This window comes from Planktotalea sp. (assembly GCF_039984035.1).
Lineage (GTDB): Bacteria > Pseudomonadota > Alphaproteobacteria > Rhodobacterales > Rhodobacteraceae > Planktotalea.
The window spans coordinates 1-8,415 of the sequence record NZ_JBDWVM010000265.1 but is presented as its reverse complement, the minus strand read 5'-3'; the positions used below and the strand labels follow the sequence as shown (position 1 = coordinate 8,415).

Here is an 8,415-nt window from a genome sequence, read left to right as displayed (position 1 = left end):
CCGCTTCACGCCGACGCTTGAGAACTACACGAACATGACGGAGAACTACGATTACTGGCGCTTTGCCATTAACTCGGTGATCACGTCATCCTTCGCCACGTTGTTTGCGTTGGCTGTCGGTGTTCCAGCGGCCTATGCGATGGCGTTCAACCCATCGCGCCACACGAAAGATATTCTGATGTGGATGCTGTCCACGAAGATGCTTCCTGCGGCGGCGGTTCTGTATCCGATGACCTTCCTGACGAAGAACATTCTGTCGATCTATGACACGCATTTCCTAGTTATCCTGGTGCTTTGCCTGATCAACCTGCCGATCGTGATCTGGATGCTGTTCACCTACTTCAAAGAGATCCCGAAAGAGATCATCGAAGCGGGTAAGATGGATGGTGTGAGCACATGGGGCGAGATCAAAGACATCCTGATCCCACTGGCATGGGGCGGTATCGCATCAACAGCCTTGCTGACGTTCATCTTCTGCTGGAACGAAGCCTATTGGACTGTGCGTCTGACAACCATCGATGCGGCGACACTGTCGACCTTGATCGAGGGTAACCGAGCGCCAGAAGGTCTGTTCTTTGGACGTCTGTCTGCGGTTTCCACGGCTGCGATTGCTCCAATCGTTATCCTTGGTTGGTTCTGTCAGAAGCAGCTCGTTGCAGGTCTAACATTCGGAGCTGTGAAGTGATCGTTGACGCAAATCTCTCAAGTCGCCCTGTCGCGGGCGGCTTACACTCTCTGTTTTCTGCGTCTCGCTATGATCGATCGCAGTGTGACGTCGGTGTTGTACATCTCGGTATGGGCGCATTCCATCGCGCGCACCAAGCTGTCTACATTGATGACTATATGGACAAAACCGGTGACCTACGTTGGGGCATCGCGGCGGTTAACTTGCGACCTAGTGAAGCAAAAACATTGCACGCAATTCGTTCAGATATTGAAGCGAACGACGGATATTTCCTGAAGTCGATTTCGGCGACTGGAGATGTTGAATTGCGCCGTGTGTCTAGCCATGTCGAGTTCCTGAATTGGAACGAAGAGGTGGAAAAGACCGAAGCTTTACTGTCACGTTCCACAGTGCACTTGGTAACGATTACCGTGACAGAAAGCGGGTATTACACCGATCCCAACGGTGATCTTGATCCTACGCATCCTATCATTGCGGCAGAGATTGAGGGTGGGGCACCAACCAGCGTTTATGGCTATCTTCGCACTGCGTTGCGTGGCCGTATGCAGTCAACTGGCGCGCCTTTGACGATCGCGTGTTGCGACAACATTCGCCAGAACGGCAAGATGCTCAATCGCAATATGTATGCCTATCTGAAGGCCTGCGGCGACAGCGAATTGGCGCAATGGACGGAGCTGAATGTTGCATTCCCATGTTCCATGGTGGATCGCATTACTCCGCGCAGTCCTGATGCGCTCAGCGCTGAGCTCAGCGAACAATTGGGCGCTGAGATCACATCGCCCATCTTGGCGGAAGATTTCATCCAATGGGTGCTTGAGGATAAGGCCGCTGGCCCGATGCCTGATCTATCCAAAGCCGGTGTCACGGTGACGGGCGATGTTGATCCCTATGAGGAAACGAAAATTCGTGTTCTCAACGGTGGGCATACCGCGCTGATATATCTTGCTGCGCTTGAGGGTCTTGAAACCTTTGATGAAGCGATGCGCGTGCCGCATTTGCTGGAGCATTTCAACGGGTTTGAAACGCAAGAAGTGCTTCCTGCGATCACGATTGAATTGCCATTTTCCAAGGCTGACTATCTGGAAAAGATCGCTGCGCGCTTTGGCAACGTAGCTATTGGCGACACGGTGGAACGTATCTGTGCCGATGGCATGGCTAAGTTTCCTATCTTCGTTCGCCCGACCCTGAACGGGTGTTTTAAACAGGGCATTATGCCCATTCATGCCATTCGCAGCATCGCGAGTTGGCATGTATTTGCACAGCACGTCGTCGCTGGCAAAATTCCCTTTAAATACATTGAACCACGTTGGGACGAGCTTGAGGGAATGCTCGGGACTGACGCATTTCTAACATCGCGCCTGCTTTGGGGCGATATTCCTGAAACTTATCCTGCTTTCGTAGAAACCCTGCGCAAAGAAATCGCTGAATTGGAGCAAAAATGGCCGGTCTAACTTTAAGAGATGTCGTTAAAAGCTACGGCGCCACACAAGTCATGCACGGTGTTGATCTGGACATCGAAGATGGTGAATTCGTCGTTTTCGTTGGCCCGTCTGGTTGTGGTAAATCCACATTGCTCCGAATGATTGCTGGTCTGGAAGAGATTTCCGGTGGCTCCGTCAAAATTGGCGCAGAGGAAGTGAATGATGTTCCTGCTTCCAAGCGCGGCGTTGCGATGGTGTTCCAAACCTACGCTTTGTATCCGCATATGACGGTTTACAAGAACATGGCCTTTGGTCTGAAGCAGGCGAAAACCGATCCTGCGGAAATCGACAAGCGTGTTCGTGCGGCGGCGGAAATTCTACAAATCACGGATTATCTGGATCGTGCGCCACGTAACCTGTCTGGTGGTCAGCGCCAGCGTGTGGCGATTGGCCGTGCGATTGTGCGTGACCCTGAAGTGTTCCTGTTTGACGAACCTTTGTCCAACCTTGATGCGGCGTTGCGTGTTCAAACGCGTCTTGAAATCAAACGTCTGCACGAGCGTCTTGAAACAACGATGATCTACGTGACACACGATCAGGTCGAAGCGATGACGCTTGCTGATAAGATCGTTGTTCTGCGCGACGGTCGGGTAGAGCAGGTGGGTTCACCTATCGAGCTGTATGAGCGCCCGGCGAACGCGTTTGTTGCGCAGTTCATTGGTAGCCCGAAGATGAACTTCTTCAACGATGCTGATCTGTCCAGCGGTGCCTCTGGCATCCTTGGCCGCACATTGACGGCTGACGAGCAAGTTGGTCTGCGCCCTGAGCACCTTGTGCCATGTGCGGCTGCTGATGCGGTTGTGGAAGGCAAGCTCGAGCTGGTTGAGAACCTCGGTGAATATGCGCTTGTGCATCTTGTGACGGCGCAGGGCTCTGAGTTCATCGCGAAGACTGAAAAGCCACCAGCGGGTGAGAAGGGGTCAATGATCGGCTTCACCATCAAGCCTGAGCTGGCGCATTACTTTGATAAGAACACCGGTCTTAGCAAGTAAGTTTGCGACGATCTGAAATTTTAAGCGCGCTGCAGTATGAAGGTACTGCAGCGCGCTTTTTGCATCTGGAATGCCTATAATGAGAGTTATGTTAAATAATCTCGTCACTATTCCATCGTTTATGCGACAAGGCAGGTTCCCGTTGCTGTCGCGATGAGCTTTTCAACGCCGTCGTTCACTGCAAAGACATCGCTTTTTGCGACGACCTGACGGCGGCTGGCTTTGATGACGTTGCCGCGTGCGATGAAACGTTGGCCTTTGCCCGGTGCGAGAAAATGCACGCGGAATTCTGATGTTAGCACGTCACCGACAAGAGAGGCTGCTGACCACGCGATTGACGTGTCTGCGAGGTACGCGATTAGACCGCCGTGGAGAAATCCGTGGTGTTGGGTGTAGGTCGGATCGAAGGGCATGGCCAATTCGGCGAACCCATTTTCGCATGCAAGTGCTTCGGTTTGGGTGAGCTGATTGAGCCCCGGAACAGCGGTAAGTGCTTTGATGATCGGGAGGGTGGCGACGGGTTTGTTTTCTGGTTTTTCCATGACGCCAATATGTTTGACGCTTGGTTTTCCCAAAAGTGCGATTGTTGCATAGTTGTTGTTCACATATGAAAAGATATGGATTGGAACGCACTCGAAGCATTCTTGCTGGTTGCTGAGACAGGATCACTGTCGGAAGCGGCGAAACACTCGGATACCTCTGTTGCTACGATTGGCCGTAAGGTTGATCGATTGGAGGCGTTGTTTGATGGACCGCTCTTGGTGCGCGGAAAGACGGGAACGGCGTTGACCCCGCTTGGCTTAAGCCTGCTGGAAGAGACGAGCGGGATGCAAAGCCAGTTTGATCGTCTCAATGAATTTGTCTCAAGGCAACGCCAAGCTGGATCGCATGAATTGGTGCGTATTTCAGCGACTGAACCGATCATTTCGGACTATTTGGCACCGCGATTGGCGCAGGTGCAATCGCACGCAAGGGTGGATTTGATATCAGAGGCGTCCGTATCCAACTTGAACAGGGTTGAGGCAGATTTGGCGGTTAGGATGTTCAGGCCGAAGGAGCCTAATCTAAAAGCGCGTCAGATTGGGCGCATTGCTTTGGGTTGGTTTGCATCGGTTGATTATCTAGGGACGCGCGCGTCTGAAGATATCGATTTGAACACCGAGCAATTGTTGGCGATCTCCACAGCTTTCGGGGATATTCCAGAGGTGAATTGGGTCCGCCATCATAGCTTGGCCGGCAATGTGGTGTGTCAAAGCACGAGCTCGCGTGCCTTGCTGCGCGGCGCGCAAGCTGGGGCTGGAATTGCCCTGGGCTCACGGGAGATGGCCTTGAAAATGGGATTGGTTGAAGTCAAAGCGCCGCCCGTCCCTGATCGGGAAATTTGGTTGACCTCGCACCACACGAGCCTGACTTCACCGCGTTTGTTGGCGGTGAAGGATTGGATCATTCGATCTTTCAAAGACGGGCCAATCGCTGGTTAGCTTTCTTCTGGCGGGTAAACTTTGATCTTTTCCAAAGCGACGTTGAGCGCGACGGGCTCGCCTGCGGTGATGGGCAGGAGGGCGTTGTCGATGACGGTTGCGACGCCTGCGCCGATGCGGACGCGGATCAGGTTTTGCGCGCCTGTGGGTTCGATTGAGATGACCTCCCCCTTGATCGGGGCGGTGCCGGTTGGATCGATGGTGAAATGTTCGGGGCGGATGCCAGCGTCGACCTTGCCAGCGACCACGTCCATTGGAATGGCAGGCAACATGATTTGCGCGGTTTCGGAAAGCTTTAGCGCACCGCTGGCTGTGAGTTCCGCGGGCAGGAAGTTCATGGCGGGTGAGCCGATGAAGCCTGCAACAAAGCGGTTGGCGGGGTTTGTGTACAGCTCGGACGGGCTGCCGACCTGCTGGATGCGGCCGTCCTTCATAATGACGATACGATCTGCGAGGGTCATTGCCTCGATCTGATCGTGGGTCACGTAGATAGAGGTGGTTTTTACCTTGGTGTGCAGGGTTTTGATTTCGTCGCGCATTTGCACACGCAGTTTTGCGTCAAGGTTGGAGAGCGGTTCATCAAAGAGGAAGGCCGCTGGATTGCGCACCAGCGCGCGGCCCATGGCGACGCGTTGACGTTGGCCGCCAGAGAGCTGGCTTGGCTTGCGATCAAGCAGTGGTTTAAGATCAAGGATGTCGGCGGCTTTGTTGACCTCTTCGGCGATCTGGGCCTTTTTCATGCCTGAAATACGCAGGTTAAAGCCGATGTTCTGCCCCGCTGTCATATGCGGATAGAGTGCGTAGGATTGGAACACCATCGCGATGTTGCGTTCCTTGGGGTTGAGGTCATTCACCTCTGCCCCGTCCATCAGGATGTCGCCAGATGTCGGTTCTTCCAACCCAGCGAGGATGCGGAGCAATGTGGATTTACCGCAGCCGGATGGGCCGACGAGCGCGACGAATTCGCCCTCCTCCACTTGCAGGTTGAGGTCGTGCAAGACTTTCGCTGCGCCGAACGATTTGGTGAGGTTCTTGATTTCGATCGTTGCCATGGGGCGTTATCCTTTGACCGCGCCGGCCGTGAGGCCCGCGATCATTTGTTTAGAGAAGAAAGCGAAGGCCAGCAGGAGCGGCACCATCGACAGGAAGGTGCCCAGCATGATTGCCCCCCATGGGGAGTTGGCCAGTGACTGGACCGAGCGCAATGCGAGGGTCAGCACGAATTTATCTGGTGATGAGAGCACGATTAGCGGGCCGAGGAAGTTGTTCCAAAGGCCGATGAACATCACGATGGCAAGCGTCGCGAGGGCCGGTTTGATCAGGGGCAGTACGACGGACCAATAGATGCGGAAGGGTGAACAGCCGTCGACCTTGGCCGCGTCGATCAGATCGCGCGAGATGGATGTGGTCATGTATTGGCGCACGAGGAAGATGCCAAATGCGTTGGCCATGCCCGGAAACCAGAGCGCGAAATGGGTATCGAGGATGCCGAGGAATTTTACGGTCAGGAAGAAGGGAATGATGGTGAGCACAGGCGGCACCATCATGGAGGCGACCATGATACCAAAGACGATGTTCTTGCCGCGAAAGTCGTAGGCGAAGAAGCCATAGGCGCAGAGCGAGCAGAAGAAGACTGCGCTGACTGTGCCGAGGATCGAGATAGAGAGCGAGTTCCAAAGCACCTGCCAGAATGGCATGATGTCGAGCAGTTTTTCGTAATTCGCAAGTAGGTCGTCCCCGACATAGAAGGGAGGCGGAACCGAGTAAATTTCCGAGCGTGAATGCGTGCCCATGAGGGCGACCCATACAAAGGGGAACACGGTGACAATCAGACCGAAGATCAGCATGGCGTGCATGCTGTATGTCGGTATTTTGGCTCTTAGGGTGCTCATTAGCGGTCTCCCTCTAGGCCCTTGCGGCCGTTGAAATAGAAGTGGACCGAGGTCACGATTGCTATGAAGATGAAGAGCACCCAAGAGATCGCCGCAGCTGCGCCCATCTCGAGCCATTCCCAACCAACGAGGTAGAGGTAGTAGGACGCTGTGAGGCCCGATTGGCCCACGCCGCCTGATTGGCCAGCGGTCAGAACGAAGGGTTCCTCAAAGAGCTGTAGGTTGCCGATGATCGACATGGTGACCGCAAAGAAGGCAAAGGGGCGGATCATGGGCAATGCGATGTGCCAGAATTGTTGCCACGGCGTGCAGCCGTCGACTTTGGCCGCGTCATACATGTCTTTGCTGACGGTTAGGAAGCCGGCGGAATAGATCACCAGGTTGAAGCCCGTGTATTTCCAGATCACCACAAATGCGATGGAGGGTTTGATGAGATCGGTGCTTGAGAGCCAGCGAATGGGCATGGCGTCGTTGATCCACCCGAAGAAGTAGTTGATCACAGGCAGGTTCGCGAACCAGACGAGCACTTGGTTCAGAATACCGGTGTTGCCTGAATAGATCGTGTAAAAGATCAGCGATACGGCGACGGTTGATGTGATGTAGGGCACGAAGAAGGTGGCGGTATAAAAGTGACGTGCGCCTGATTTTAGGCCGATGACCAGTAAGTAGGCGACGGGGATCGCGATCAGGTGTTGGGGCACGCCCGACACGATGGCGAGCCAAACCGTGTTGTAGAGCGATTTCCAGAACCATGGGTCCGTGACGGCGAGTTCGTAATTCTTGAGGCCGACGTATTCCATCGACGATAGGCCAGCGACGGGATTCCATTCCTGAAAGGACAGGTAGACGGACCAGCCCAGCGGGAAGGCGGTGAAGACCACAAACAAAATGAGATAGGGGCTGATGAACAGCCAAGGCGTGAGCTTTTTGATCCATTGACGACGGCGGCGGCTTGCGGGTGAGTGCAAGACGGTTGGCGTCGTTGTTTGGGTTTCCTCAGAGGGGTGCATGGTATGGCCTGCTCGTTTGGGTCGTAATGTGAGTCAGGCCGTCAGACAGGGAATGAAGGAAAGTGTCTAAACGGCCTGAAACGAAGAGCTGTAGTAGCTCTTAACGGGTGCGGCGCAGCACGAGGCGCTCCGCATCTTTTAGTGCGCTCATGACGTCTTTGCCGTCGTTGAGCACTTCTTGAAGCGCGCCGCCAACAACATCTTTTGCGATCAGATCACCGTCCATTGGAACAACTGCCGGAACGCGTTGCGCGACTTCAGCAAAGAGCTGACGCGCTGGTTGACCGTCGAGGAATGGAAGTGGCTCGTCAAAGGACGCATCCGTGTATGTGGATGTCAGAACCGGGAACGCGCCGATCGTTGCAAGCGCGGAGAGCTGTGGGTCTGGGTCAGTTGTCAGGTACTTAATGAAGTCCCAAGCCGCGTGCTTGTTTTCAACTTGCTTTGGAATGGCAAGGAAACCGCCGCCCCAAGATCCATAGATGCCGTCTGGCAGGTTAGATGCACCCCATAGGCCAGCGGTGTCTGGCGCCATCCAGTTTTGCAGGTGACCGAGTAGCCAAGCACCAGAAAGTTGCGTCGCAACCGTACCTGTTTTGAAGGCGTCATACCATTCGTTGGACCAAGCGCCGATCTGACCATCAAGGCCCTCTTCGCGGATTGTTTTTGCGGTCTCAAAAGCGTTTACGAAACGCTCGGACGTGATGAGCGAATTGCCATCTTCGTCAAAGTAGAGGCCTTCGCCTTCTTTCACTGTTGTGTTGATGATGACGTTTGCCACATCACCCGCGTCCGCGATCAGGAAGACGTTTTGTTCTTTGAGCTTGCGACCATAGTCGAGGTAGCTGTCCCAGTCGGTGATGACTGCATCGAT

General features: G+C 54.2%; 9 protein-coding genes. 4 read left to right on the top strand and 5 right to left on the bottom strand.

From position 1 onward, the window contains the following. From ABJQ89_RS12090 to ugpC, 3 genes are all read left to right on the top strand, one after another. A partial coding sequence (locus ABJQ89_RS12090; RefSeq protein WP_348496485.1) for a carbohydrate ABC transporter permease occupies window positions 1–685 on the top strand: 685 nt, incomplete at its 5' end. Then, window positions 682–2,136 carry a mannitol dehydrogenase family protein gene (locus tag ABJQ89_RS12085; RefSeq protein WP_348496484.1) on the top strand — a complete coding sequence of 485 codons (1,455 nt, stop codon included), beginning with the start codon at window positions 682–684 and terminating at the stop codon, window positions 2,134–2,136. The genes ABJQ89_RS12090 and ABJQ89_RS12085, both read left to right, overlap by 4 nt. After that, window positions 2,124–3,158: a sn-glycerol-3-phosphate ABC transporter ATP-binding protein UgpC gene (gene ugpC / locus ABJQ89_RS12080; RefSeq protein WP_348496483.1), complete on the top strand. Its 1,035-nt coding sequence runs from the start codon at window positions 2,124–2,126 to the stop codon at window positions 3,156–3,158. The genes ABJQ89_RS12085 and ugpC overlap by 13 nt, the downstream gene beginning before the upstream one ends. Before the next feature lie 119 nt (window positions 3,159–3,277). On the opposite strand, the gene ABJQ89_RS12075 is transcribed toward ugpC, so the two are convergent. After that, window positions 3,278–3,700, bottom strand: coding sequence for a PaaI family thioesterase (locus tag ABJQ89_RS12075; RefSeq protein WP_348496482.1), 423 nt, complete (start codon window positions 3,698–3,700; stop codon window positions 3,278–3,280). Window positions 3,701–3,775: 75 nt separating this feature from the next. Between ABJQ89_RS12075 and ABJQ89_RS12070 the strand changes: the two genes are divergently transcribed. Further along, entirely contained in the window at window positions 3,776–4,639 is an 864-nt protein-coding gene (locus ABJQ89_RS12070; protein WP_348496481.1) for a LysR family transcriptional regulator, read from the top strand. On the opposite strand, the gene ABJQ89_RS12065 is transcribed toward ABJQ89_RS12070, so the two are convergent. From ABJQ89_RS12065 to ABJQ89_RS12050, 4 genes are all read right to left on the bottom strand, one after another. Beyond that, the gene (locus tag ABJQ89_RS12065; protein ID WP_348496480.1) at window positions 4,636–5,691 is read right to left on the bottom strand and encodes an ABC transporter ATP-binding protein; all 1,056 of its coding nucleotides are present in this window, start codon (window positions 5,689–5,691) and stop codon (window positions 4,636–4,638) included. The two genes, ABJQ89_RS12070 and ABJQ89_RS12065, sit on opposite strands and share 4 nt — an antisense overlap. Window positions 5,692–5,697: 6 nt before the next feature. Then, complete coding sequence (locus ABJQ89_RS12060) at window positions 5,698–6,531, bottom strand: carbohydrate ABC transporter permease (RefSeq protein WP_348496479.1); 834 nt, start codon at window positions 6,529–6,531, stop codon at window positions 5,698–5,700. After that, window positions 6,531–7,541 carry a sugar ABC transporter permease gene (locus tag ABJQ89_RS12055; RefSeq protein ID WP_348496478.1) on the bottom strand — a complete coding sequence of 337 codons (1,011 nt, stop codon included), beginning with the start codon at window positions 7,539–7,541 and terminating at the stop codon, window positions 6,531–6,533. The genes ABJQ89_RS12060 and ABJQ89_RS12055 overlap by 1 nt, the downstream gene beginning before the upstream one ends. 100 nt (window positions 7,542–7,641) lie before the next feature. Next, the coding region (locus tag ABJQ89_RS12050) for an extracellular solute-binding protein (RefSeq protein ID WP_348496477.1) at window positions 7,642–8,415 on the bottom strand (774 nt) is incomplete at its 5' end.

Coding starts and splice junctions, on each gene's coding strand:
- ugpC (WP_348496483.1), top strand. CDS start 2,124: ATGGCCGGTCTAACTTTAAGAGATGTCGTTAAAAGCTACGGCGCCACA.
- ABJQ89_RS12075 (WP_348496482.1), bottom strand. CDS start 3,700: ATGGAAAAACCAGAAAACAAACCCGTCGCCACCCTCCCGATCATCAAA.
- ABJQ89_RS12070 (WP_348496481.1), top strand. CDS start 3,776: ATGGATTGGAACGCACTCGAAGCATTCTTGCTGGTTGCTGAGACAGGA.
- ABJQ89_RS12065 (WP_348496480.1), bottom strand. CDS start 5,691: ATGGCAACGATCGAAATCAAGAACCTCACCAAATCGTTCGGCGCAGCG.
- ABJQ89_RS12060 (WP_348496479.1), bottom strand. CDS start 6,531: ATGAGCACCCTAAGAGCCAAAATACCGACATACAGCATGCACGCCATG.
- ABJQ89_RS12055 (WP_348496478.1), bottom strand. CDS start 7,541: ATGCACCCCTCTGAGGAAACCCAAACAACGACGCCAACCGTCTTGCAC.